Below are 22,801 nucleotides of genomic sequence, written 5' to 3'. Positions count from 1 at the left end.
AGGCTTCGACGACCCGGAGCGGTGCCAGGTGGGGTCTTGGCTCATCCAACGGCCGGCGGTGCGGCGGGCGATGCGCTGGTAGGTGGTGCGATGACCGGGCGGGCCGTCAGTCGGCGTCGTCGAGCCAGCGTTGCAGGCCCTGGATCAGGGCCTCGGCCTGGGCGCGGCTGGAGATGTTGAACTTCGACTGCTGGCGGTACTCGCCGTTGCGCTTCTGGTAGCGGCGGATCGTGAACTTGTCCGGTCCATAGGCCTCCTTGGCGCGGTCCCAGTCCTGGTAGCGGAACAGGATGGTCGTCCAGCTCCCCTTGGAGAGGATCACCTTGTCGAGCTCCTTGACGGTTTCGATCCCGCCATCCGTGTATGACACGGTCAAGTCTTCCACGTTATCGATCATTTGCGATCTCGGTCGTCGCCTCGGTGGGTTGGTCGGTGAGCGGCGGTTGGCCCGTGGTCTGGGCCCCGAATTGCCGCAGTAGCGCGATGATATCGCGATCGCCGTTGGTCAGCGCGATTGCGAGCGGCGTGCGGCCAGCCTCATCGTGCCGATTGATATCGATCCCAGCGCGGATCAGTCGCGTCGTCAGTTCCAGTCGGCCATCGGCGACCGCCCGGTGGATCGGTGCCAGGCCGTCGGCATCGCGGGCGTCGAGATCGGCGCCCCGCTCGACCAGGAAGGCGAGGCTGTCGCGATCGGAGACGCCTTCGCGGACTAGGCGGAACAGCATGTCTTGGGCCGCGAGCGGCGCGCCCTCGTCGATCAGCATCTCGGCGAGTTGGGTGCGGCCGCGGATCAGGGCGACCTCCAGCGGTGTATGGCCATCGCCGTCGCGGGCCGAGAGGTCGGCGCCGTGGCGCACCAGTGCCCGGGCGATCGCGATCCGTCCCTGCTGCGCGGCGATGTGCAGCGGTCGGTCGCCGGCGGCATCGGTCTCTTCCAGATCCGTATCCCAGTACAGGTGGCGCTCGACTTGGTCGAGGTCGCCGAGTTCGACGGCCCGAAACAGGTTGACCGTCGGCTCCTGCGGGGCGCTGCACGCGAGTAGGGCGACGAGGCAGATCGACAGCAGGGTGACGAGACGGGGCATCTGAATGATTGGTCCGCGGTCGGGCATCGCAGGGTCGGGCATCGCAGGGTCGGCATCGATGGTAAGGGCTGACCTCCGGCGTCCGCAAGCAGGCACAGCGTTGCGGACAGGACCGACCCGTTCCCCCGGCCTTTCCCGAGACGGTTGGAACCCGGATGGCGCGATCGGCCGTCAGCCTCCGGCCGCTTGCCCCCATCGAGCCGCGCCCGAGCGACACGCTGCCCCCATCGGCGACTCACGCATCGGTGACGGGCAATAGCGCCAGGCATGCTTCACGAACGAGGCGATGAGCTCGTTGCCGACGGCTGACGGCGGCCCGATCCGTGGCGTGGCTCGGGGCTGCGTGCTACCTTATCGCACCATGCTCGGTCAGATCCTCGTCACGCTCGCGGTCGTCCTGGTTGCCTATCTCGTCATCCGGGGGCGCGGGGCCGAGGCGCCACCGCAGCGGCATTCCCGTCATACCGTACCGCCGCATCGGATGCGCGCGGTCGGCCGCGCGCTGCTCGGTCTGGCGGTCCTGGGCGTCGGCTATTTCCTGGTCGATCACTGGCTGTGGGAGCGCGAGCCGGTGACGGTCCAGGTCATCAACGCCAACACCGGGCGAATCAGCTATTTCCAGGCGCGTCGCGGTGATGTGAAGGGCCGCACCTTCGTCACCCTCGACGGCCAGCGGGTCACGCTGGCCGACGTCGAACGGATGGTCCTGCGCGACGCCGACGCCCCCGGGCCGCCCCAGCCGGGCGGCGAGTGATGGCGCAGGTCCGCCTGTTCTTTCTCAGCGACGGTCGTACCGGCACGCCCAACCTCGATCGACGCGGCTCCCTGCCGCAGGGGCCGGCTCGCCACCGTCCGCCCGGATCGTCCGCCAGCGGGCCCCGTGCAGGCACCGCCGGCTGGGTCCGCCGGTACGCATCGTCTGCATCCTCTCGCCGATCGGAACGAAGCCGCCGTGCGCGGGCCGGCCTCACTCCTTGATGGTCCAGGGTTGGATCGGCACCACCGAGATGCTGTTCTTCGGCGAACCCTCGATGATGCGGTCGCTGTAGGTGAGGTAGACGAGGACATTGCGCGGGGCGTCGTAGAAGCGCACGACCTGCATCGTCTTGAATAGCAGCGAGGTGCGCTTCTTGAAGACCTCCTCGCCGTCGCGCTCGTTGTTGCGGATGTCCTCGGGCAGTTGGATCGGGCCGATCTGCCGGCAGGCGATGGCGGCGTCCGAGGTGTCCTCGGCGACGCCGACGGCCCCCGAGATGCCGCCGGTCTTGGCGCGGCTCAGATAGCAGGCGACGCCCGGGATGTCCTCGTCGTCGAAGACCTCGACAACGATCTTGTCGTTCGGACCGAGCACCTTGAATTTGGTGCTGACCTCGCCGATCACGTCCGCCGAGCCGGCGGCTGGCAGCACGAACAGGGTCGCGAGGAGCAGTGGCAGATGCCTTTTCATGAGTCTTCCTTCAGTGTGTCTTGGCGCCGCCCGGCGTGGGCGGCTCTCGAGAGTTTCGTGGGGTCTCGCATCGCGCACCGGCCGACCGGGACGCGGGCTGGGGGCGCGCGGCCGCTGGTGTCTCAGGCCTCGCCGAAGACGCGCCCATGTTCCTGGCGGCTGCGGCTTAGCGAGTCCTCCAGCGAAACACCGTAGAACCAGTTTCCGGTGACCGCGAGGCGACCGCCCGCGAGCTCGGCGTCGAGCTGCTCGACGATGGCCTGGTGCCCCTTGCGCAGGGCCGGGAGGCGGTTGGCGACCTGGGCGACCTCGACGACCTTGGCCGGGTCGGCGCCGAGCGCTCGGCAGGCCGTCGCGATCCGGGCCTCGGGGGCGAGTGCACCGGGCCGGAAGTGGAAGGCGAAGCCGCGGTACTCGGGGTCGGCGAGGTAGTCGCGCGAGACGGCCGAGTAGAAGGCGTCGTCGACCGAGATCAGCCCGGCGAGGCGCGGCAGGTCGAGGTCGCTCGTGCGGAAGGCGAGTAGCAGGGTCTCGATCTCGGCCATGCCGACGGTGCCGACGGCGGCCTTGGCCGCGGCCAGGTCGTCGGGGAGCAGGCGCGTGACGACATTCGGGGGCGCGGCCAACGTCAGATAGTGGCAGCCGAGCTCGTCGCCGTCGGCGAGCTGCACGCGGTAGCCCGGACCATCGCGGACGATGGCGACGACCTCCTGGCCGGTGCGCACCTCGATGTCGGCCTGGCCGGCGAGGGCGGTCGGGATCTCGGAGAGGCCGGTCGGCATCGTGAACTTGCGCAGCACGTCCTTGCGCCGCGGCTTGCGGCGGAACAGGAGCTCGGCTGGGTAGTCGTCGGCCGGCTGGCAGATCAGGGCTTGGAAGGCCGGGCCGAGCAGATCGCGGTAGTTGCGCCGGCCGATCCCGCGACCGTAATACTCGGCGACGCTGGCCCCGGTCTTTCGTGTCGTGAAGAGTCGCGGCAGCGAGACGGCCGCCTCCAGCGGATGCAGGGCCGAGGTGACCTTGGCGAGCCGCCCGTTGCGCCAAAGCCGATAGGGGGCTTCGTCCTTGGCCGTCAGACGAGCCATCTGATCGAGGTCCTCGAGGACCGACAGCAGGGTGCCGTAGCTGTTGAAGCCGGTATGGCTGCCGGCCTCGGTCCAGAAGTCGCCGCAGCGGGCGAATCGGTGACTGTGGATGCAGCCGCCGATGCGCTCGCTGCGCTCGAGGACGAGCGATGGGTGGCCGGCGCGGGCGGCGAAGTGGGCAGCTCCAAGCCCGCTGATGCCGGCGCCGATGACGATGTGGTCGTAGTCCATGGGCGTATCACCGATAAATACAGGTGCGACGGCTGTCGCGATTACTTTCGAGGGGCGCCGCGGCCGCGCGACGGCGTCCGCTCTCGGGAGGCGAGCGCCGAGGCACGGGAGATCCGGCAAGGTGGCCGCGTGTTCATCCCCGGGGTCGAGAAGGGCGTCCTCCGGCGTTAGATGATCGGCTCGTCCGCGGCGGTGTGGCGCGGCTCGATCGCCTCCATTGCCAGGTGGGGAGTCTCCGGTGGGGTTGGCGCGGTCCGCGGCGGGGCACAGTCCGCGAGGTCCCAGTCGTCGCCGGCGACGAGAGTCAGGTGACTGGTGTCGGGCGCCGGCGCGCGGGCGGTGGCGAACCTTGGTACCTCACCGAGGACGGCGCCGGGTGGCGCCAGCGACAGGTGCTGGGCGTTCGGAGCGACATCGGCCTGCGTGGTCGGTGGCTCGGGTTCGGCCGGACCCTCCGGGGTGCTCACCGGGACGATCTGGAGCAGGGCGCCGGCGACGCGGAAGCGCTCGCGATACCGTGCCGCCGTCTCCTCGTCGACGTTGCGTTTGACGGTCACTCGCTGGCCGCTGAAGAGGCGGTAGGAGGTCTCATCGGTCAGCCGGAACAGTTCCTGGAGGCGCTGGCGCGCCTCCTGAAGGTCCGTCCCGGGGACGAGCGCACCACTGAAGAGGAGATCGAATCGCGCGGGGCTCATGGTCTTGGGTCCAGCGGCGGGAGGTCAGGCCGCGCGGTCGGCACTCAGAGCGGCTTGCTCAGGCTGAAGGCCCCACGGACCTCGCCGACCTCGTAGCCGCGGGCCTGATCGTCCGGGTAGGCGGCGTCGAGCGCCTCGGCAACCTTGGGGGCGACGTCCTGGCCATGGCACGCGAGGCAGATCTCGGCGGTCGGGATGGCCTTCATGAACCGGAACCGCTTGCCGTCCTCCCCGTCCACGACCTCGGCATAGGCCATCGTCTGGACATCCTCGCCAGCCGCCTGTCGGGCATCGAAGCGCGCGAGGACCTCGGCCTCCCAGGGATCCGGGCGATTGTGCGCGACATTGCGCGTCTTCAGGCTGGTGCGGCCCACGGTCCAGCCGGTCTGGGCCGACAGTTCCTCGGCGATGCCGGGGGCGCGCTCCTTGCAGACCTCGATGGCCTGGACCGGGCCGCCCTCCTGCATCGCCGCCTGGAGCTCGCCCTGGAGTTCTGTGGCGAACTGCTGGATGATGCCCTTCGCCTCGGCGACGTTCGGGTTGGGTGCCTCGTCCGCGGCGCTCGCGAGGCCGCAACAGAGGGTGAGCAGGGGCAGGCTGCCGATCAGGTGGCGGGTCTTCATCGACTGGGACTCCTCGTCATCGTTGGGTTTCGGGATGGCCGGGCGCAAGATCGTGCGATGGCAAGGCCCCGCGGGTGTCGATCCGGTTCGCCGGGTGCGCCTCGGGATTCCGCCGCGAGGTCTCCGGCATACGGCCGGCCATCGCCGAGTGCGGACGGTGCAGCTCGAAGCCGTCGCCCCCTGGCGAGCCGACGGCTGGCCTGGTCGTCGTTGCCGCCGAAGTCTACCCCAAAGGGCGTGGGCCAAGGAACCGCACGGCGCCCCGCACGGGCCTTGGGCGGGTGTGGGCTCAGGCGATGAGGGCGCGGTAGCTGTGCCAGGTCGCATAGCCGAGGATCGGGAAGATCACGAGCATTGCGGCGAAGGCGGTCGAGATCCCAATCAGGGTCGCGGCCGTGATCAGCGCTGCCCACAGGAGCATCGCACGCCAGTTGCGCATCACCGCCCGGGCGCTGATGACGATGGCCGTCACCGGGCTCTGGTCGCGATCGACGATCAGCGGTACGGCGATGGCGCTGCAGACGAAGACCGTCAGTGCCAGCGCGAAGCCGATGAGGATGAAGAAGCCGAGGACGATCGGGTCGGCGCGGCCGGAGAAGATCCCGAGAAGCCCATCGATCGGCGGCGAGAGGGTCGTGAACATAAAGGCGAAGAGGAGCGAGGAGAGGCGGACCCAGGCGGTCATCACCAGAACGAGGAAGACGGCGAAGAAGGCGAGATTGGTGGCGCGGCTCCGCAACTGCGCGAGGGCCGCGCCGATGCGGATCGGCTGGCCCTGGCGGTGTTGTTCGGCGGCCGGGTAGAGACCGGCAGCCAAGTAGTGGCCGATCAGTAGCAGGCCGGTCACGAAGGTGATCGTCAGCCAGGGCAGCTGGCGAGTCAGCGCGATTGTCCCCAGGCAGGCGAGGGCGAACAGGGCGCCGTAGAGTAGGCTGTAGAGTGGGGCGGCGACGAAGGTGCGCAGGCCGGCTGCGAGCCAGGCGAAGGGCGCGGCGAGGTCGATCTGGCGGATCTCGGGCGGTCCCGGGGACTGGGCCGAGGCGGACGACAGCGGGTGGGTGGCCATGGTGTCCTCCTTATCGTGGTGGCCGGCGGGACGGCCTCTCCGCTTAATCGAGCCTCGGGGCGCGACCTTCAAGGCGCATGGTCTGAACGCACACGAGGGGCAAGGCGATGCATACGGCCGAGGCATTCACCCTGTTCGGGGCCGCCCACCTGGCGACGCTGGCAGGGATCGCCGCCGTCGCCCTCGGCGTGGCGCTGCTCGCGCGACGGGTGCTCACGCCGGGTTGGCAGCAGCGCCTGGGGGTGCTGATCGGGGTCCTCCTAATCGTCCACGAAGGGCTGACGATCTGGCTGCAAATCACCCTCTATGGGCGCGCCTGGAACCATGTGCTGCCGCTGCACCTGTGTGGCATTGCGATCTTCGTGACCGCCTGGATGCTGATCGCGCGCTCCTATCGCGCCTACGAGATCGTCTACTTCTGGGCCTGCGCCGGCACGCTCCAGGCCCTGCTCACGCCGGACCTGACCCTCGGCTTCCCGGCGCCGGCCTACCTCGTCTTCTTCATCGGGCATGGGTTGGTCGTCGTCGGCGTCCTCTATGCGATGCTCGTCTATCGCTTCCGCCCCCATGTCGCTTCGATCGCCTGGTCGGTCGCCGCCGTCCTCGCGCTGATCCCGATCATCGCGCCGCTCAACCTCTGGCTCGACACCAACTACCTCTACCTCTGCGCCAAGCCGTCGCAGGCCTCGCTGATGGACCATCTCGGCCCCTGGCCCTGGTACATCCTAGGCCTGGTCGGCGTCGGTCTCGTCTCCTGCTTCGTCTACTATCTGCCGTTCCTGATCGCGGACCTGATCGCCGGGCGGCCGCTCCTCGCGCGCCGCCCGCCCGAGGGGCCACGGCGCGCTGATCGCCGAGCAGCGGGTCCTTGAAGGACGCGGCCTATCTCTCGTAGAATGGGAATGAGAATTTATCGCGATTGATTCGCCGGATGGATGGCACGGGCAATGCGCAAGGTCTCTTGGTCAAGACGGATCCTCACGAAGCGGCCGGCCCAAGCGGGGCGCCGCGGCCCCATGGTCGCGGCGCTCGCGGTGGCGGCGATCGCAGGGCTCGGGTCGGCGGTGTCGTTGGCCGACGGGCCGCTCGGCATCGAACTGAACAAGCTCGAAGGGCGCGACGGGTCCTGCCTGGCCTATCTGGTCTTCGACAATGCGACCGGGCTCGCCTTCGACGCCTTGCAGCTCGATCTGGTCCTGTTCGACACCGATGGCCTCATCCTGCGGCGCCTGACCCTCGATGCCGCGCCGATCGCCCCCGCCAAGACGACCGTCAAGCTCTTCGAGATCGCCGCGACCCGGTGCGATGCGCTCGGGCGCATACTCGTCAACGATCTGGTGCGCTGCGCCGCCGCCAGCCTGCCCGTGGCGGGCTGCCTCGACAAGATCGCCCTTTCCTCGCGCACACCGGTGGGTCTGTTCAAGTGACCGTGGCCCGGTCGCGCCCGGAGCGGATGCGGCGGGGCAGGCAACGCTTCAACCTGGAAACGGTCCAGCGCCGCCCGACGGCCGACGCGGGCCAGCGCTCATAGCTGGGGCACATCGAATGACCGATCAAGACGATACGACCGTCGCGCCGGTGACGGCGCCCGTCGAGGCCGACCCATCGGTCGCAACGAACGCCGTGTCGCAAGGCGCGGTCCAGCCGGGCGATTCGGCGCTGGCCCCGCCGCCGCTCGATGCGGTTTCGGCCGCGGCGTCGGACGGCGGCGCCGGCTGGCCCGATGCCTTCCTCATGCAACTCGTCGGGGCCTTCGATGCCGGCGGTCCTGTGGTCGTGATCCTGGCCGGGCTGTCGATGGTGGCGCTCGCGATCGTGCTGCTCAAGCTGTGGCAGTTCATGCATCTGCGCCTCGGTGTCGGCCGGCCCGTCGACGAGGCGCTCGCGCTCTGGTATCGCCACGAGGCGACCGCGGCGATCGCCTTGATGGCCGACCAGCCCCAGCCGGTGGCCCGCGTCGTCCACCTGGCGATGACGGGTCTCGGGCGCCCGGGCGTCGATCTCGCGACCCTGCGCGAGGAGTTGGTGCGGGTCGCCGGGGCGCAGCTCGAGCAGCTGCGCAGCTACCTGCGGGCGCTCGAGATCATCGGCACCCTGAGCCCGCTGCTCGGTCTCCTCGGCACCGTGCTCGGGATGATCGAGGCCTTCCGTCAGCTCGAGGCGGTCGGCTCGCAGGTCGACCCGGCGGTCCTCTCCGGCGGCATCTGGGAGGCGCTCCTGACCACCGCGGTCGGCCTCGCCGTCGCCATCCCGGTGGTCCTCGTGCACAGCTGGCTGGAGCGGCGCGTCGAGCGCTGCGGCCACCAGATGGAGGACGCTGTCACTCGGGTCTTCACGCGCGCGCTCGGGGCACCGCCGGGGTACGCGGGCGAGGGGCGGGCGGCGGCGCCGGCGCCGGCGGTCGAGGTCGGCTATGCGACTTGATCTGCCGGCGCGCCCCGCCGGGCGCGCGATCAGCCTGACGCCGCTGATCGACGTCGTCTTCATCCTGCTCCTGTTCTTCCTGCTGGCCTCGCAGTTCCAGCAGTGGCAGGCGTTGACGATGAACGCCCCGACCCTCGCCCAGGGCGAGCGGCGGGCCGAGTCGTCGGCCGTGCTCGTGCGCGTGCACGGGGACGGGCAGGTCGACCTCAACGGCGAGCCGATCGATGTCCCCGGCCTGGAGCGCGCCATCGGCGAGCGCCTCGCCGACGACCCGGAACTTGCCGTCGTCGTCCAGCCGGCCGCCGACGCGACGCTCCAACCCATCATCTCGGTCATCGACCGGCTCGTAGCAGCCGGCGTCGAGGAGCTGAACCTGCAATGAAGCTCATCTCGCCGGTGGCGCGTCGCCGCCAGGACGATCATCTAATCCCGCTGATCAACATCATCTTCCTGATGCTGATCTTCTTCATGGTCGTCGGCCGCGTCGCGCCGAGTGACCCCTTCCCGGTCGAGCCGCCGGCCTCGCGTCACGGCGACGGCGCGTCCACAGAGGAGCGGGTGCTCCTGATCGGCGCCGACGGGCGCCTCGCCCTCGATGGCGAGGTCCTCGACCCGGCGACCCTCGGCGCCCGCCTGGCCGCCTGGTCGGCGGAGAACCGGGCGGCGGACCGCGAGTCGCCCGGTCGCGTGACGATCAAGGCCGATGCCGGCGTGCGCTCGGGCCACCTGCGCCAGACCCTCGATACCCTGCGGGCCGCCGGTGTCGCCCGGGTCACGCTGTTGACCGCACGGGCCGGCTGATGGAGATCCGTCCCCGCCACTGGCTGGTCGCGCTGATGCTGGCTGGGCTGTGCCACGCCGCCTTGGTGATGGCCTTCACGTCCCGGCCGTCGACGCCGGTGCTCGCGGTGCCGATCACGATCGAACTCGGGCCGCCCGGCGGGTCGGCCGGCGGCGGGCCGTCGCCCACCGAGGTCGCCGCGTCTGTCGCGGCCCCGGCCGAGGCGGCGACGGTGCTCGAACCTCTAGCGCCGGAACCGATCGTCGAGACGCTCGAGACCGTCGCCGCGCAGGAGGTCGAGCCGCCGGCGCCGACGGTCGCCCGCACCCTGCCGAGGTCCGACCCGAAACCCAAGCCCAAGCCCCAACCGGTGAAGAAGACGACCCCCAAGCCGTCGACCAAGGCCGGCGCCGAGGCCCCCTCGCGGCGCAGCGTCCAGGCCGCGAGTGCCGGGGACGGCCAGACCGGTCAGGTCGGTCGGGGCGGCAGCGGCGCGCGTGGTGGCCAGGGGGCCGGCGGCGACAGCGGCTCGGCGGCGACCGGAAACTACTACGGTCGGCTCGCCGCCTGGCTCAACCGTCACAAGCGCTACCCGAGCCATGCCCGGCGGCGCCATCAGGAGGGGACCGTCAAGGTCGTCTTCACGATCGACCGCCGCGGCCACCTGGTCTCGCACCGGATCCTCGAGAGCTCCGGCCACCCGCTCCTCGACGAGGAGGTCGAGGCCCTGCTGCGCCGAGCGGCGCCGCTGCCGGCGATCCCGCCGGAGATGCGCCAGGCCCAGCTCACCGTCACCGTGCCGATCGACTTCAGGCTGCGCTGATCCCGGCGGGGATGCGTAGCGCCCCGGCCAGGTCGGCGACCCGCTCGGCCAGGTCCTGCAACGTATCGGCGACATCCGGCGGCAGCGCGAATCGCCGGGCGGCTGCGATCTCGGCGGCGAGGGCGTCGGACTCGCTCAATAGGGCACGGGCGAGGGCGGCGGTGCCGGAACCGTCCCCGAAGAGGCTCTTGAGGCGCAGGCCGAGCGAATGCCACTGGGCCTGCTCCAGGTCGCCGGCGACTGGCAATTCTCCGGTCTGCTGGCGGGCGGCGGTGAGCCGCTCGAGCGCGCTGGCGACCTTCGTCCGCTCGCAGGCCAGTCGCGCACCAGGGACCTCTTCGGGAAGCTGATCGACCAGCATGCCGCAGGCCTCGAGCAACGCGCAGGCGCGCCGGGCGACCTCGTCCAGGGCAATCGTCTCTTCAGGCTTGATGAACTCGTGCATCGGGTCCTCTCAGGGGACATAGACGGCCACGGCCTGCGGGAGAACCCGCAGCTTCGCCGGGGTCGTCGTGCGGATCTCGCCGTCGACGGCGACGGCCTGCGGCGGGTGGGCGCGGAGCGTCAGGCGGCGGGTGCGCCCGCAGGCCACCGGCGCGCCGGGGCGGAAGCGCCCGGAGCGGAAGGCGAAGACGTGGCGGACGTAGGTCAGCAGCGAGCGTGGCCGCACGACGAGGACGGTCAGCATGGCATCGTCGATGCGGGCTTCGTCGTGCACCGTCATGCCGCCGCCATAATGCCGGCCGTTGGCGATCGTGACCTGTACGATCCGCCCACGCAGCCTCAGCCCGTCGCCGTCGATCCGGACCTGGAAGCCCTCGCCGCGACCGAGGAGCCGCCACAGGTGTTTGGCGTAGGCCACGACTCCGAGCCGCGACTTCTCTTCCTGTGACAGCTGCTCGCCGATTGCGACGCTGAGTCCGCTGCCGGCGGCGTTGAAGAACAGGCAGTCGTTGGCCTGACCGACATCGATGCGGCGCGTGCGCCCGGCGAGTACGAGCCGACCGGCCTGCAGGGGGTCGCTCGGGAGGTCGAGCGTACGCGCTAGATCGTTGGCGGTGCCGAGGGGGATGACCCCGAGGGGCAGGTCGTGGCGCAGGATCGGGGCGATGAAATGATTGATGGTGCCGTCCCCACCACCGATGGCCACGGCATCGGCATCCGCGAAGGCCCGATCGACCGCGGCCGTGTCGCGCAGGGCGTCGATCCCGTAGCGGGTGACCGACGCGCCCGCGCTCCCGAGGCGCTGCTCAAGGAGGTCGACCGACAGATCGCCGGCCCCGGCGCGAGGATTGACGATGAGGGCGATGCGTCGCGACATAGCGATCGGGTAGCCAATGGCATCAGCCGTTTCTTATTGAACCCAGGGGGCACCTTGAAAAATTGCCATCAGGGCGATCTTTCAAGACGCGAAGCGGAAGCGGCCTTCGCCGAGCGGGTGAGCAGGACTCACGTAAAGCCCCTTCGCGATTTCAACGATTTGAATCCATGATGAACCGGTCGCCTGCCGTTTTTAGGTTGAAGGACTACGGCGCTAATTCAAGGGGCGGGCCTGGCCGCGAGGTCGACACGACGCAGCCGCCGGCCCGAATCGGGACGAGGTGGTCAGCGCCGGCCGATTCTGCGAACTCGCCGACGTCCCGCGCGCCGCGGTGGTGCTATACGTGAGGTAACGACGGAAAACGGCGGGGCACCCCTGCCCCGCGCGTGCACCTTGAATCCTTCAAGGTGCCCTGATGTGCGGCCGGCGGGTGATCGGTCGGGCCAGGCCGCATCGGACGACGCCGGCTTCGCGCCGGAAGAGATCCGGAACAGATAGGGAGATTGCGATGACGGAGCCCGTCTGCGTGATCCTCGTCGAGCGCGATACTGCCGTGCGGGCGCGCCTCGTCGAGCACCTCTGCCAAGCTGGCTACGCAGTCACGGCCGTGTCCGACGGCCATGCCTATCGCCGGCATCTGAGCGACAGGCATTACGCGGTCGCGCTGATCGCCGTCGAGTTGCCCGATCCGCCGGGGCAGGTCCTCATCGATCACACAAGGCGCAACAGCGCGAGCGCTATCATCGGCATCGCCACCGAGGACACCGTCGAGTTGCGAGTCGGCTGCTATCGTGCCGGTGCCGACCTCTTCCTTAGGGCGCCCGTCGACGACTTGGAGCTTGCCGCCGCGATCGCCAGCCTGGCGCGACGCTACGAGAGGCTGCGGGCCGTGAGCCGCTCCCCGGGGCGGTGGCGGCTTTCGGCGCGACGGCGCGCCCTCGCGACACCCGATGGCGATTTGCTCGAACTCAGCCCAAAGGAGTGCCGCCTCCTCGAGTTGCTCGCGCTCGGCGATGGGCGGGCCGTCGCGCGTGGTGTGCTGCTCGAAGGGCTTTACGCCCGCGATGACGAGAGCGCCGCGCGCGCGCTGGAGACGCTCGTGCGGCGCACACGACGCAAGCTCGCTGCTCGCTGGCCCGGGCCGAGCCCGATCCTGACCGAGCATGGCGTTGGCTACGCCTTCTCGGTGCCGCTGGCGTGGGACTGATGCGCGCCAGCGGGTCGCTGGCCGTCAGATACGGTCAGATGTGGTCAGATGCCGTGGGTTGATCGGGCACCCGTGTCGAGTGGATCTTGGGGTTGACCGTCGCCCGCCGTCCGCCGTCGTCCCGGTGGCCAAGCGGCGGACGGAGATGGCGGTCTTGTCCTCGCAAACCGCTCATGGGAGGAAACCCAGAGATGAAAGGCATCTTCGGTGGCACGGCGGCCTTGGCGGCCGCGTTCTTGATGGCCAGCGGCGCGACGCTGGCCTCCGATCCGGCGGGTGATGGTGTCGAGTCGTTCCGAGCCTGCTATGCGACCTCAGTCCCGGCAGGCATGACGGGCGCACCGGAGCTGACGATCGATTTGGTCGTCGCCGTTCAACCAGAGAAGACGGCCAACGGCACGGGTACCGTGACGTGGGGCGCGGTCGGGCCGGCCTTCGACCCGATCGAGGTCGAGATCGAAGGTCCCTGGTACTACATGTGCACGATGGACTCCTGTGCGATGCGCCTCGATTTCGCGAGTGCACCTGGCGCGAAGGGGCTCCACGGCATGTTGGTCGCACCGAACTGGGGCTCGCCTGGCAAGTTCAAATACGAGTTCGAGGGCGGCACCGGCGAGGTTGAGCAGGACGCAGTCGTCTGCGACTGACCGCGGCCATTCCGCGCGGCCCTCTCGTCAGGGTGGGAGGGTCGCGAGCGTCCCGTCCCAAACGTGGCGAGCGGCGGCCGGCACCCTGTCCGAGGTGTCCGCCGTCTCGACCTCGTCGCCGATGCGGCAGACGTTCGCCACCTCCAGCAGCCGCGCCCCGACCGCGACGGCCGGCGGCGGCCCCGCGGCGAAGCCGTGGATCAGGCCGTCGAGCGCGAGGAAGGGGAGGTTCACGCCGGCGAGCGCGCCGTAGCCGATGCCGCCGGAGAAGCGCGGATTGATCTCCAAGAGTCGCAGCCCGTCGCGCCCCTCCCGAAATTGGATATTGAACAGCCCGCGCAGCGCGAAGGCCGCGGTCATCTCGGCCACCGCCTGCTCCAGGGCCGGGCGCGCGACGATCCGCTGGCCATAGGTGCCGGCGCCGCCCTTCTCGCGCTGGACCAGGGCGATCAGCCGCTGGCCGTCGCCGACCGCGTCGACGCTGTATTCGGGACCATCCAGGTACTCCATCAGCAGGAGTGGCGGGAACTCTCCCGCCTCCCCCAGCAGTTGGCGCAGCCCGGCCAGGTGGATCGCGTGGAGGGCGCCCTGGAGGAGGATCTGCACGCCGTTGCGGCCCTCGTCGATGACGCGGAAGCCAGTGCCGTTGACGCCCTCGGCCGGCTTGATGCAGAGGACCGGATGGCGGGCGCGCAGCTCCGCATAGGCGGCCTCGAATTCGGCCGCGGTGTGGATCGCCCGGTAGTCGGGTGGCGGGATCGCGGCACCCCGCATCCGCTTGCCGAAGCGGTCCTTGTCGCGCAGCAGCGCGAGCGTCTCGGGCGCGGCCACGTTCAGGACCTCGACGCCGGCCGCGGCGAAGCGCGGCCGCTCGGCGGCAAGCCGCTCGGCCTCCTTGCCGGGCCAGAGATGATCGATGCCCCGCGTCGCGCAGGTCGCGAGGCAGTAGTCGATATAGTCGTCGCCCTTCAGTTGGACGGGTTCGAGGAAGGCCTCGTGCGCGGCGAGGAAGCCGGGGAAACCGGGCTGGGTGTGGCTGCACAGGAGCTCGTGCTCGCCGGCCGAGTCGCCTCGACGGATGAGCTCGAGGAGGGCGCGGACATTGGAAAAGGTCCGGTTGAACCAGACGCGGGCCATCGTGGCGTGACCATTGGAAAAAGCACCGCCGGGCTGGCGGCCGCCGCCGAGCGGGCCGGGCCGCCTGCTGGGGCGGTGGTCGTCGGCGATTGCCTCGGGAGAAGCTGATTGATTGGCCGTCCTGGCCAAGAATCAGCACGGGGCGTAAGCCCCGCACGGGAAGCGCTGAATACTTGAGCGCCTCCCTGAGAGGATCTGGGGGCGATTCGGGCAGAAGTCGCCCCGCGCAGGCGCCTGCCGGCGGATCGCACGCCGGCAGGGGGCGCGTTGGGCCTTTCGCGTCGGCCCAACCGGGTCAGCGGCCCTTGCGCTGTTCGGCGAGGTACAGCCAGGTGTCGATGACGGTGTCGGGGTTCAGCGAGACGCTGCCGATCCCCTGGTCGACCAGCCACTCGGCGAAGTCCTTGTGATCCGACGGGCCCTGGCCGCAGATGCCGACGTACTTGCCCTGCTTGCGGCAGGCGGCGATCGACATCTCCAACATCCGCTTGACGGCCGGATCGCGCTCGTCGAAGTCGGCGGCGATCAGGCCCGAGTCGCGGTCGAGGCCGAGGGTCAGCTGGGTCATGTCGTTCGAGCCGATCGAGAAGCCGTCGAAGTACTCGAGGAACTCCTCGGCCAGCACGGCGTTCGACGGCAGCTCGCACATCATGATGAGCCGCAGGCCGTTCTTGCCCCGCTCCAGCCCCTGGGCGGCGAGGGCCTCGGTCACGGCCTTGGCCTGACCGAGGGTGCGCACGAACGGGATCATGATCTCCAGGTTGGTCAGGCCCATGTCGTCGCGCACGCGCTTGAGGGCGTCGCACTCCATCTCGAAGCAGGCGCGGAAGTCCTCGGCGATGTACCGGCCGGCGCCGCGGAACCCGATCATCGGGTTCTCCTCGTCGGGCTCGTAGCGCGGTCCGCCGACCAGGTTCGCGTACTCGTTGGACTTGAAGTCCGACATCCGCACGATGACCGGATTGGGCGCGAAGGCCGCGGCCAGGGTCGAGATGCCCTCGGCCAGCTTGGTCACGTAGAACTCGCGCGGGCTCGGGTAGGCGGCGATGCGCGGGGCGATCTGGGCGCGCAGGTCGGCGGGCAGGGCGTCGTATTCGAGCAGGGCCTTGGGGTGGATGCCGATCGTGTTGTTGATGATGAACTCCAGGCGTGCCAGACCGACGCCGGCGTTCGGGGTCGCCGCGAAGGCGAAGGCTCGGTCCGGGTTGCCGACGTTCATCATGACCTTGACCGGCACCTCCGGCATGTGCGAGAGCTCGATCGTCTTGTGTTCGAACGGGATCTCGCCGTCGTAGATGAAGCCGGTGTCGCCCTCGGCGCAGGAGACGGTGACCGGCTGGCCGTCGCGAATGCGGTCGGTGGCGTCGCCGCAGCCGACGACGGCGGGCACGCCGAGCTCGCGGGCGATGATGGCCGCGTGGCAGGTGCGCCCGCCGCGGTTCGTGACGATGGCCGCGGCGCGCTTCATGATCGGCTCCCAGTCGGGGTCGGTCATGTCGGTGACCAGCACGTCGCCGGGCTGGACCTTGTGCATGTCGTTGACCGAGGCCACGACCTTGGCGACGCCGCTGCCGATGCGATGGCCGATGCTGCGCCCGGTCGCGAGCACGGGGCCGCGGCCGCGCAGGTGGTAGCGCTCGATGCAGCTGCCCGAGCGGCTCTGGACCGTCTCGGGGCGCGCCTGGACGATGTAGAGCCGGCCGTCGAGCCCGTCCTTGGCCCACTCGATGTCCATCGGGCGGCCGTAGTGCTGCTCGATGAGCACGGCCTGGCGGGCCAGGGCCTCGACCTCGGCGTCGGTCAGGCTGAAGCGAACCTGATCGGCCTCCGGGACCGGCTCGGTGCGCACTGGGCTGGAGGCATCGGGCTCGGCGTAGACCATGCGGATGGCCTTGCTGCCGACGGTGCGGCGCAGGATCGCCGGGCGGCCGGCCGCGAGCGTCGGCTTGTGCACATAGAATTCGTCTGGGTTGACGGCGCCCTGCACGACCATCTCGCCGAGGCCGTAGCTGGCCGTGACGAAGACGGCGTCGCGAAAGCCCGATTCGGTGTCGAGCGTGAACATGACGCCCGAGGCGGCGAGATCGCTGCGGACCATGCGCTGGATGCCGGCCGACAGGGCGACGTGGCGGTGCTCGAAGCCCTGGTGGACGCGGTAGGCGATGGCGCGGTCGTTGAAGAGGGAGGCGAAGACCTCGTGGATCGCGTGCTTGATCTGGGCGAGCCCACGCACGTTGAGGAAGGTCTCCTGCTGGCCGGCGAAGGAGGCGTCGGGCAGGTCCTCGGCGGTCGCCGAGGAGCGCACGGCCCAGGAGACCTCGCCGCCGGCCTCCCGGGTCAGGCGTGCGTAGGCCTCTTCGATGGCGGCGTCGAGGGCCGGCTGGAAGGGCTGGTTCATGATCCAACCGCGGATCCGCGGACCGGTCTGGGCCAGGCGGGCGACGTCGTCGACGTCGAGGCTATCGAGTTCGGCCTGGATGCGGCCGGCGAGATCGTCCTGCGCGAGGAAGTCACGATAGGCATCCGCGGTCGTCGCGAACCCACCCGGGACCTGGACGCCGACCGCCGTGAGGTGACGGATCATCTCGCCTAGCGAGGCATTCTTGCCACCTACAACGGGGACATCGTCCATCCCCAAGTCGCTCAACCAGCGGACGTAATCAGTCATCGCACACTCTCTCTAGGTTCGGAACAGGATTGACGGCGGGGTCCGAGCCGACCAGGGGCGGGTAGCGCATGGCGCGGCGAGGCGGTCACGCGAACGGTCCGCGCCGGCGGCGGCAACGGTCGCACAATAACCCCAAAGTAAATCCGCAAGATAACCGAACGCGCGGTCGTCGGCATCCGCGTATATCAATGCAAAAGATTACATGGGTCAAAAGGGGTCAGAGCCCTTTTTGACCGGGGATTAAAAAGGGCTCTGACCCCTTTTCTCTTTTTGACCCCTTTTCTCTTTTCGTCAGGCGACCGATGGGAGGCCGGCCAGGGCCATCGCGACCTCGGATTCGTCGTAGACGAGGTCCTTGAGCTTGCCGCCCAGGTAGTCCGTGTAGGCCTGCATGTCGAAGTGGCCGTGGCCGGAGAGGTTGAAGAGGATGGTCTTCGCCTCGCCGGCCTCGCGGCAGCGCTCGGCCTCGTGGATGGCGGCGCGGATCGCGTGGGTCGCCTCCGGGGCCGGCATGATCCCCTCCGCCTTCGCGAACTGGATGCCGGCTGCGAAGCATTCGAGCTGGTTGTAGGAGCGTGGGTCGATGAGCCCGAGGTCGGCCAGGTGGCTGACCTGTGGCGCCATGCCGTGGTAGCGCAGGCCGCCGGCGTGGAAGCCCGGCGGGACGAAGCCGGAGCCGAGCGTGAACATCTTGACCAGCGGCGTCAGGTGGGCGGTGTCACCGTAGTCGTAGGCCAACCGGCCCTTGGTCAGGGTCGGGCAGGCGGAGGGCTCGACGGCGATGCACTCGACCCGGCGGCCCCCGCGCAGCTGCTCGCCGAGGAACGGGAAGGCGAGGCCGGCGAAGTTGCTGCCGCCGCCGGTGCAGCCGATGATCATGTCGGGGTAGTCGCCGGCCATCTCCATCTGCCGCATCGCCTCCTGGCCGATCACGGTCTGGTGCAGCAGGACGTGGTTGAGCACGCTGCCGAGCGCATAGCAGGTGTCGTCGTTCTTCGCGGCGACCTCGACCGCCTCGCTGATCGCGATGCCGAGGCTGCCGCTGCTGTCGGGGTGCTCGGCGAGGACGGCGCGGCCGGATTCGGTCGTGTCGCTCGGGCTGGCGATGCAGCGGGCGCCGAAGGTCTCCATCATGGCGCGGCGGTAGGGCTTCTGCTGGAAGCTCACCTTGACCATGTAGACCTCGACCTCGATGTCGAACAGCGCCCCGGCGAGGGCCAGCGACGAGCCCCACTGGCCGGCGCCTGTCTCGGTCGCGATGCGCCGTACCCCCTCCTGCTTGTTGTAGAAGGCCTGGGCGATCGCCGAGTTCACCTTGTGGCTGCCCGCCGGGCTCACCCCTTCGTACTTGTAGTAGATCTTGGCCGGGGTGCCGAGTACCCGTTCCAGGCGCCTGGCGCGGAACAGCGGCGATGGGCGCCACTGGCGGTAGACGTCGCGCACCGGGGTCGGGATCTCGATCTCGCGCTCCTGGCTCATCTCCTGCTCGATGACGGCGCGCGGGAAGATGACGGCCAGGTCGTCGGGGCCGATCGGCTGCTTGGTCCCGGGGTGCAGGACCGGCGGTAGGGGCGTCGGCAGATCGGCGGTGATGTTGTACCAGGACTTGGGGATGTCCTGCTCGGGGAGCAGGAACTTGACGGTATCGCTCATGGGCCTGTGGAGCCTCCTGTGCAATGGGTGATCGCGGTCTTTGTCGTGCTGTGCGCGCCCCGGGCGGTGCCGGGCTCGGGCGCGGCTATTGTCCGCCTTCGAGTCGTCCGGCGCGAGCATCGCGCTACTCAATGATTCACTAAGGATTCACCAAGGCGCCGCCGGGGTGCGCGCGCGGCGCGGATCCGGGTAGAGCAGGGCCCGCCAGCCGCGCCGCTCGAACGGGCGCCAGGCGCCTTCGGGCTGGGCCAGGCGCTCGGCGATCGCGTACCAGGCGAGCGGATGCGCCCCGAGCCCGAGGTGGCTCGACTCGACCTCGATGTTCTCGCTCTGAGGTCCCTCGCGCTCGCGGCTGCATGGCCAGGGGACGATGCCGTCGCTGCGGCTGTAGATCGACGTGGTCGGCACCGGCGGCGGCCGATCGAGCGGGCCGTGGTGCTCGGGCAGGCCCATCGGCTCACCGGTGAGGCGCTCGTAGAGCCGCCAGAGGTCGGCCGGGCGGGGCGCGCCGGTGAAGGGCGTGCCGAGCGTGATGACGAGGCGCACCGCCTCCGGCGCCTCCTTGGCGAGCTCGCGGGCATAGAGGCCGCCCAGGCTCCAGCCGATCAGGCTGACACGCCGCCCGTGGCGGTGGTGCAGGTCGTGCAGTCGTGCGAGGCAGCGGGCCAGCAGGTCGCCGCGTGGCCCGAGGTTGATGCCGAGTCCCCAGGGGTAAGGGGCATAGCCGCGCCCCGCGAGATAGACGCGCAGCGGCTGCATCGGCAGATCGTTGCCGAGCATCAGCGGCAGCGTGAGGACCGGGTGGCCGTCGCCGCGCGGGGCGCGCGCGAGCAGGGGCTGGGCGGCGAGCGTCGCGCCGTGCTCCCAGCCCGCGCGGCCCTCCAGCGCGAGGCGCAGTGGGGCGGTGGCGTGGAGCAGCCAGCGGTCGTCGCAGGACGGGGTCTTGGGCATCGTGACTCCTTGATGGCGGCGGTGCGGTGGCGCGGGCCTTAGGAACGGTGCCGAAACAACCTACACGGGCCCGTGGAAGAAAAGAAACTACGAAATACCCGAAAGTCGCGAAAAACAGCGGATAACAATTTGTTCATTCAGCCTTTTCGCGTGTTTCGCGTGTTTCGCGTGTTTCGTAGTTCGAAGAAGATGTGCCGGTTGCCCTTGCATCGTGCATTAGGCCCGCTCGAAGGCCAGGGCCTTGAGGCGATAGAGGGCATCGAGGGCGGCGCGTGGCGAGAGACTGTCCGGGTCGAGGGCCGCGAGGGCCTCGACGGCCGGGTTGCGCGGGGCGTCGAGCGGCAGCGAGAGCTGGGTCGCGCCGCGCTCGGAGTGTGCCCGCGCCGTGCGTTCAAGCTCGCGCAGGCGCTCGCGGGCCCGCCCGATGACGTCCCGCGGCACGCCGGCAAGGGCGGCGACCTGGAGGCCGTAGCTCTGGTTGGCCGGGCCCTCGCGCACCTCGTGGAGGAAGACGATCGTCTCGCCGTGCTCGACGGCGTCGAGGTGCAGGTTGACGATGCCTGGATATTCGTCGGGCAGGGTCGTGAGCTCGAAGTAGTGGGTCGCGAAGAGCGTGAAGGCCCGCAGGCGGGTCGCGAGTTCCACGGCGCAGGCCCAGGCCAGCGATAGGCCGTCGAAGGTGCTGGTGCCGCGCCCGACCTCGTCCATCAGGACCAGGCTTCGGTCGGTCGCATTGTGCAGGATGTTGGCCGTCTCCTCCATCTCGACCATGAAGGTGGAGCGCCCGCCGGCGAGGTCGTCGGCGGCGCCGATGCGCGAGAAGATCCGGTCGATCGGGCCGAGGCGGGCGCGGCGCGCCGGGACGAAGCTGCCGGCATGGGCGAGCAGAACGATCAGCGCGGTCTGGCGCATGAAGGTCGACTTGCCGCCCATGTTCGGCCCGGTGACCACGGCCAGACGGCGCTGATCGTCGAGCCGACAGTCGTTGGCGACGAAGGGCGCATCGAGGACCTGCTCGACGACCGGGTGGCGCCCGCCCTCGATCGCGATGACGGGCTCCTCGACCAGCTCGGGGCGCTGCCAGCCGAGGCGCCGGGCGCACTCGGCGAGGTCGGCGAGCACATCGAGGGTCGCGATCGCGGTGGCTGCCAGCTGGAGCGGTCCGAGCCCTTCGCGCAGCCGCTCGAGAAGCGCCTCGTAGAGGGCCTTCTCGCGGGCCAGGGCGCGTTCGCGGCTGCTCAGCACCTCGTCCTCGAAGCGCTTGAGCTCGGGAGTGATGTAGCGTTCGGCGCCCTTGAGCGTCTGGCGGCGCACGTACTCGGTCGGGACGCGCTCGGCCTGGCTGCGGCCGAGTTCGATGTAGTAGCCGTGGACGCGGTTGTAGCCGACCTTGAGGCCGGCGATGCCGGTACGCGCACGCTCGCGCGCCTCCAGGTCGAGGAGGAACTGGTCGGCATTCGCCGAGAGGTCGCGCAGGGCGTCGAGGTCCGGGTCGTAGCCGGGGGCGATGACGCCGCCGTCGCGAATCAGGAGGGGCGGGCTCGCGATGATGGCCCGCTCGAGGAGCGCGACCGTCGCGCCCTGGTCGCCGAGGTCGTCGCTCAGGCCGACCAGGAGGGCGTCGTCGATGGCGGCGAGCGGGGCGCGCAGCGCCGGCAGGCTCGCCAGCGAGTCGCGCAGCACCGCGAGGTCGCGCGGCCGAGCCGAGCCGAGCGCGACGCGCGCGAGGATCCGCTCCAGATCGCCGATGCCGGCCAGGACCTCGCGCAGGTCGGCCTCCAGGCCGCCTGCGAGCAGGGTCGCGAGCGCCTCGTGACGGGCCGCCACGGCGGCGCGCTCGCGCAGCGGTCGCCCGAGCCAGCGGCGCAGGAGCCGCGCCCCCATCGCGGTGCGGGTGCGGTCCATGACGCCGGCGAGCGTGTGCTCGGGGCGGCCCGAGAGGCTCGCGGTGATCTCCAGGTTGCGGCGCGTCGCCGCATCGAGGAGGACGGCCTCGTCGCGCCGCTCGGTCGTGAGCCCGCGCAGGTGGGGCAGGGCGGCGCGCTGGGTGTGCTGGACGTACTGGAGCAGGCAGCCGGCGGCGCCGATCGCGAGCGATAAGTCGGCGCAGCCGAAGCCGGTCAGGTCGCGGGTGCCGAACTGCTCGCAGAGCAGGCGCCGGGCGCTGTCGGGGTCGAAGTGCCAGGCCGGGCGGTGGGTGATGCCGCGCGCGAGCGACAGGGCATCGGGCAGCGGGCTGTCCTCGGCGATCAAGATCTCGGCCGGGCGCAGCCGCTCCAGCTCGCCGACCAGGGCCTCGCGGCCGGCCAACTCCTGCACCGCGAAGCGCCCGCTGGAGAGCTCCAACACGGCCAGTCCGACGCCCTCGGGGCCCGCGTGGATCGCCGCCAACAGGTTCTCCTGGCGGTCATCGAGCAGGGCCTCGTCGGTCAGGGTGCCGGGTGTCACGACGCGCACGACGGCCCGCTCGACCGGCCCCTTGGACTTGGCCGGGTCGCCGATCTGCTCGCAGATCGCCACCGCCACGCCCTGGCGCACCAGCTTCGCGAGGTAGCCCTCGGCGGCATGGTAGGGGACCCCGGCCATCGGGATCGGGCGCCCGGCCGACTGGCCGCGCTTGGTCAGCGTGATGTCGAGCAGCCGCGCGGCGCGCTCGGCGTCCTCGTAGAAGAGCTCGTAGAAGTCCCCCATTCGGTAGAACAGCAGCATGTCCGGGTACTCCGCCTTCATTCGGAGGTACTGCTGCATGACGGGGGTGTGGGAAGGGGTGTCTGTCTTGCTCATTGGGAAACGGGAGTCGGTGACCTGCCGAGGCGGTGGCCGCCGGGGCGTCGGGGACCCGCCGCGGCGGGTCTCGATTCGGCGCGTCGGCGGCTGGGCCGGGTGCGCGGGGCGGCGAGCGATCCACCATTGTGCCGGAGAAGGCCGCTCGGCACATCTGCGCGCCGGCCAGT

At 70.1% G+C, this 22,801-nt stretch carries 23 protein-coding genes; 9 read left to right on the top strand and 14 right to left on the bottom strand.

The window, feature by feature from the left end:
- Positions 1–106 precede the first annotated feature (106 nt).
- Together CKO41_RS00750 and CKO41_RS00745 are read right to left on the bottom strand one after the other, a co-directional pair.
- The gene (locus tag CKO41_RS00750) at positions 107–397 is read right to left on the bottom strand and encodes a hypothetical protein (protein ID WP_200380957.1); all 291 of its coding nucleotides are present in this window, start codon (positions 395–397) and stop codon (positions 107–109) included.
- On the bottom strand, positions 387–1,088 hold the full coding sequence (locus CKO41_RS00745; protein ID WP_200251113.1) for an ankyrin repeat domain-containing protein: 702 nt from the start codon (positions 1,086–1,088) through the stop codon (positions 387–389). The genes CKO41_RS00750 and CKO41_RS00745 overlap by 11 nt, the downstream gene beginning before the upstream one ends.
- Before the next feature lie 286 nt (positions 1,089–1,374).
- Here CKO41_RS00745 and CKO41_RS00740 point away from each other — a divergent pair, with 286 nt between their 5' ends.
- Positions 1,375–1,842, top strand: coding sequence for a hypothetical protein (locus CKO41_RS00740; protein WP_242463842.1), 468 nt, complete (start codon positions 1,375–1,377; stop codon positions 1,840–1,842).
- Between the two features lie 213 nt (positions 1,843–2,055).
- On the opposite strand, the gene CKO41_RS00735 is transcribed toward CKO41_RS00740, so the two are convergent.
- The 5 genes from CKO41_RS00735 to CKO41_RS00715 form a co-directional block, all read right to left on the bottom strand.
- Entirely contained in the window at positions 2,056–2,535 is a 480-nt protein-coding gene (locus tag CKO41_RS00735) for a CreA family protein (RefSeq protein WP_200251116.1), read from the bottom strand.
- Positions 2,536–2,657: 122 nt separating this feature from the next.
- Positions 2,658–3,851 carry a protoporphyrinogen/coproporphyrinogen oxidase gene (locus CKO41_RS00730; protein ID WP_200251119.1) on the bottom strand — a complete coding sequence of 398 codons (1,194 nt, stop codon included), beginning with the start codon at positions 3,849–3,851 and terminating at the stop codon, positions 2,658–2,660.
- Positions 3,852–4,018: 167 nt separating this feature from the next.
- Positions 4,019–4,546 carry a hypothetical protein gene (locus CKO41_RS00725; RefSeq protein WP_200251122.1) on the bottom strand — a complete coding sequence of 176 codons (528 nt, stop codon included), beginning with the start codon at positions 4,544–4,546 and terminating at the stop codon, positions 4,019–4,021.
- A 44-nt stretch (positions 4,547–4,590) separates the two neighbouring features.
- Positions 4,591–5,169, bottom strand: a complete 579-nt coding sequence (locus CKO41_RS00720) for a Tll0287-like domain-containing protein (protein ID WP_200251125.1) — start codon at positions 5,167–5,169, stop codon at positions 4,591–4,593.
- 289 nt (positions 5,170–5,458) lie between these two features.
- A complete protein-coding gene (locus CKO41_RS00715) occupies positions 5,459–6,235 on the bottom strand; it encodes a DUF2189 domain-containing protein (RefSeq protein ID WP_200251127.1) in 777 nt (258 codons plus the stop codon).
- Between the two features lie 107 nt (positions 6,236–6,342).
- Between CKO41_RS00715 and CKO41_RS00710 the strand changes: the two genes are divergently transcribed.
- From CKO41_RS00710 to CKO41_RS00685, 6 genes are all read left to right on the top strand, one after another.
- A complete protein-coding gene (locus tag CKO41_RS00710) occupies positions 6,343–7,107 on the top strand; it encodes a YwaF family protein (RefSeq protein ID WP_200251129.1) in 765 nt (254 codons plus the stop codon).
- 75 nt (positions 7,108–7,182) lie between these two features.
- Complete coding sequence (locus tag CKO41_RS00705; protein WP_242463841.1) at positions 7,183–7,662, top strand: Tat pathway signal sequence domain protein; 480 nt, start codon at positions 7,183–7,185, stop codon at positions 7,660–7,662.
- Positions 7,663–7,969: 307 nt separating this feature from the next.
- Positions 7,970–8,659, top strand: a complete 690-nt coding sequence (locus CKO41_RS00700; RefSeq protein WP_242463853.1) for a MotA/TolQ/ExbB proton channel family protein — start codon at positions 7,970–7,972, stop codon at positions 8,657–8,659.
- Positions 8,649–9,041 (top strand): ExbD/TolR family protein, encoded by a 393-nt coding sequence (locus tag CKO41_RS00695; protein WP_200251133.1) that lies wholly within the window; start codon positions 8,649–8,651, stop codon positions 9,039–9,041. The genes CKO41_RS00700 and CKO41_RS00695 overlap by 11 nt, the downstream gene beginning before the upstream one ends.
- Positions 9,038–9,460 carry an ExbD/TolR family protein gene (locus tag CKO41_RS00690; protein ID WP_200251134.1) on the top strand — a complete coding sequence of 141 codons (423 nt, stop codon included), beginning with the start codon at positions 9,038–9,040 and terminating at the stop codon, positions 9,458–9,460. The genes CKO41_RS00695 and CKO41_RS00690 overlap by 4 nt, the downstream gene beginning before the upstream one ends.
- Positions 9,460–10,263, top strand: a complete 804-nt coding sequence (locus CKO41_RS00685; protein WP_200380955.1) for an energy transducer TonB — start codon at positions 9,460–9,462, stop codon at positions 10,261–10,263. Before CKO41_RS00690 ends, CKO41_RS00685 begins: the two co-directional genes overlap by 1 nt.
- Here the strand turns inward: CKO41_RS00685 and CKO41_RS00680 are convergent.
- Both CKO41_RS00680 and CKO41_RS00675 read right to left on the bottom strand, forming a co-directional pair.
- A complete protein-coding gene (locus tag CKO41_RS00680) occupies positions 10,250–10,708 on the bottom strand; it encodes a hypothetical protein (RefSeq protein WP_200251137.1) in 459 nt (152 codons plus the stop codon). The two genes, CKO41_RS00685 and CKO41_RS00680, sit on opposite strands and share 14 nt — an antisense overlap.
- A gap of 9 nt (positions 10,709–10,717) precedes the next feature.
- Positions 10,718–11,584: a diacylglycerol/lipid kinase family protein gene (locus CKO41_RS00675; protein WP_200380954.1), complete on the bottom strand. Its 867-nt coding sequence runs from the start codon at positions 11,582–11,584 to the stop codon at positions 10,718–10,720.
- A 508-nt stretch (positions 11,585–12,092) separates the two neighbouring features.
- Between CKO41_RS00675 and CKO41_RS00670 the strand changes: the two genes are divergently transcribed.
- Both CKO41_RS00670 and CKO41_RS00665 read left to right on the top strand, forming a co-directional pair.
- Positions 12,093–12,791, top strand: coding sequence for a response regulator transcription factor (locus tag CKO41_RS00670; protein WP_200251062.1), 699 nt, complete (start codon positions 12,093–12,095; stop codon positions 12,789–12,791).
- Between the two features lie 191 nt (positions 12,792–12,982).
- On the top strand, positions 12,983–13,438 hold the full coding sequence (locus CKO41_RS00665; protein ID WP_200251064.1) for a DUF1842 domain-containing protein: 456 nt from the start codon (positions 12,983–12,985) through the stop codon (positions 13,436–13,438).
- Positions 13,439–13,465: 27 nt separating this feature from the next.
- Here the strand turns inward: CKO41_RS00665 and CKO41_RS00660 are convergent, their stop codons facing one another.
- The 5 genes from CKO41_RS00660 to mutS all read right to left on the bottom strand — a co-directional run bounded on the left by CKO41_RS00660 (position 13,466) and on the right by mutS (position 22,631).
- Positions 13,466–14,575: an ATP-grasp domain-containing protein gene (locus tag CKO41_RS00660; protein WP_200251066.1), complete on the bottom strand. Its 1,110-nt coding sequence runs from the start codon at positions 14,573–14,575 to the stop codon at positions 13,466–13,468.
- Positions 14,576–14,870: 295 nt separating this feature from the next.
- Positions 14,871–17,243 (bottom strand): phosphoenolpyruvate synthase, encoded by a 2,373-nt coding sequence (gene ppsA, locus CKO41_RS00655; protein WP_200251067.1) that lies wholly within the window; start codon positions 17,241–17,243, stop codon positions 14,871–14,873.
- Between the two features lie 291 nt (positions 17,244–17,534).
- Positions 17,535–18,896 (bottom strand): TrpB-like pyridoxal phosphate-dependent enzyme, encoded by a 1,362-nt coding sequence (locus CKO41_RS00650; protein ID WP_200251068.1) that lies wholly within the window; start codon positions 18,894–18,896, stop codon positions 17,535–17,537.
- Between the two features lie 147 nt (positions 18,897–19,043).
- Complete coding sequence (locus CKO41_RS00645; RefSeq protein ID WP_200251069.1) at positions 19,044–19,847, bottom strand: PGAP1-like alpha/beta domain-containing protein; 804 nt, start codon at positions 19,845–19,847, stop codon at positions 19,044–19,046.
- Positions 19,848–20,063: 216 nt separating this feature from the next.
- Positions 20,064–22,631 (bottom strand): DNA mismatch repair protein MutS, encoded by a 2,568-nt coding sequence (mutS, locus tag CKO41_RS00640; RefSeq protein ID WP_200251070.1) that lies wholly within the window; start codon positions 22,629–22,631, stop codon positions 20,064–20,066.
- Positions 22,632–22,801: the final 170 nt, after the last annotated feature.

The sequence above is a fragment of the Thiococcus pfennigii genome (genome assembly GCF_016583835.1).
Lineage (GTDB): Bacteria > Pseudomonadota > Gammaproteobacteria > Chromatiales > Chromatiaceae > Thiococcus > Thiococcus pfennigii.
The sequence above is the reverse complement of the archived record's forward strand: the minus strand, read 5'-3'. Positions and strand labels throughout refer to the sequence as shown.